Genomic DNA, 2,039 nt, shown 5'->3' with positions numbered 1-2,039 from the left:
GATATCTTGATTCGACCACTTTAGCTGGTAATTTCTTTTTAAAAAATCACCTTATATCTACTTAGAAAATCTGAGTAATGCGAAAGTAGAAGCTGACGACTCAGAACAGCCTAACATCTGGGACTCTCTCGTAAATCTGGTAGGCGACAAATTATTAATAGACGAGTCTTTATTTAAAAACATAAAGCAACCGTTTAAAAGTGCAAAGAACTTTGAGCAAACAAAATTACCATCAATTGCTGTAGCTTTCCCCCAGCTTTATGTAGTTGAATCGAATCGCCGTCAATTTCGCCCGTTGTTCACTATCAACGTTTCGACAATATTCGAGGGCAATTATCGCAGTAGCGGATGGAATTTAACTGATTATGAGTTTCAGCCTGTTATTCCCAATTTGATGCAGTGGTACGGGCTAGAGGAAGAAGCGGCTGAAGAGCTGGTAACAAGGGAAGGGCTAAAGGTGTTTCTGGAAACTACTTTCAATCGTCCCTTTAAGACGCTACAGGATTTTATGGGACTGATTGAATTACCGCCTTTTCCTGTGCGGTCGAAACTTCTCCCTTATCTATTGGATTTTGAATACGCGACTTTTAATTACAACCTCAAAAAAGATTTTCAGAAAATTAGCGACCAGAATTACTTTCAGTGGTCAAGACCCGGACATCCGGCTTACGAATATTTATTTGGACAACCAAAAGCACCCCAGCATGACGTACTTTTTTTGGGTGCTTTTCCCAACTCACTGCCCGATGACTATCAAGCACTTGCTCTGAAACATTCACAGGAACAACCTGTTACTGCTGTGATTGGGCCACCGGGGAATGGCAAGACCACACTGTTGTTACATAAGATAGCGCAGCAAGTGGTACGTCGAGCAGTGGAATTAGCAACAACGGGTGAAGATAGAAGTAACCTAACTGTGGTAACAAGCACTAACAAATTTGCTGTAAATAACGTTGAGAAAATCTTAGCCAGCAACCTGACCTCTGAGTGTTTCTACTTATCAGGAGGTTCTAGGGATTTAGTTGAGAGCCAAGTGTTACCTAGTTTGCAAACTGCACTCGACTGGTTAGCCAAAGAAACGTTTAAATCGGATGAATGGGAGTCAGCTAGGCAACAATTGTTAGCTGGGGTTCAGCAGATAGAATCTTATAGAAAACAAGACTCAGACGAGCTTCAAAAGATTTGTGTTGATAAGCAATTATTAGATGAGCTATGCCTTGATATACAATCGGTTGAGTCGGCGCTCAAGACTTCTGCATTTGAGGATTCGTCACCATTAGAATCCGGGAGCGACTACTCTAGGTTTCCAGTAGAAGCCTATCAGCAGATAAAACAACATCTTGGCAGTGCAAGGCGTTCTTTGCCTAGAGTTGATTACTGGCAGCCTTCTGTTAGAGATAACAAATGGTTTGTCCAGATTTTGCTCCCGATTAAACGATTCTGGCACTCGATAACCAAAACCAGCGCACATCATGTTCTCAAACGCTTGCACAAACAGATAGAGATGCCTGTGTTAGCGACACTGGCCACCCCATTTCAATTTCAAATCCCACTAACAACTGAATCTCTCATCGCCGCCCAGCAGAGTGTTGACCAGCTTATTGCAGAAGCATCTTTCTGGCAGCAACAACAGAATGGTATTGACAGCACACAACAGCAGCTCTCCTCAAGAAAGCAGCAACTCAAAGACCTGATTACTCGCCGTTCTCAAATCGAAAACCGACTCGCTACTTATCCCACCAAAGATTTCTACAGTCGCTTCTACACTGAATTGCACTCGCTGCAAGTAGAGTTATTTGAGTGGTCTTGGCAATTTCAACAGCAAGAAGCTCTGCGACGGAAAGATGAGGTGATAGCTTCCATTAGAACTTACATTGCATTATTGAATGGCGAATGGGATGCTTACCGTCAGTTAAGTCATAATTGGAGAAAGATTTATCAGGATATCAGCCTGTTGTTTCCGGTGTTTCTTTGCACTTTGCACTTGTGATTTGAACGATAATTTAGCCAAACGGTCACGAAATACTTCACTTTGTACT

1 protein-coding gene is annotated in these 2,039 nt (G+C 42.3%); it reads left to right on the top strand.

Annotated features, from left to right (window positions below):
- The first annotated feature begins 295 nt into the window (after positions 1-295).
- Entirely contained in the window at positions 296-1,990 is a 1,695-nt protein-coding gene (locus RM368_RS38310; RefSeq protein ID WP_322698902.1) for a hypothetical protein, read from the top strand.
- Positions 1,991-2,039: the final 49 nt, after the last annotated feature.

It is taken from the genome of Nostoc sp. DedSLP03 (genome assembly GCF_034530815.1).
In the GTDB taxonomy this organism is placed as follows: Bacteria; Cyanobacteriota; Cyanobacteriia; order Cyanobacteriales; family Nostocaceae; genus Nostoc.
The sequence above is the reverse complement of the archived record's forward strand: the minus strand, read 5'-3'. Positions and strand labels throughout refer to the sequence as shown.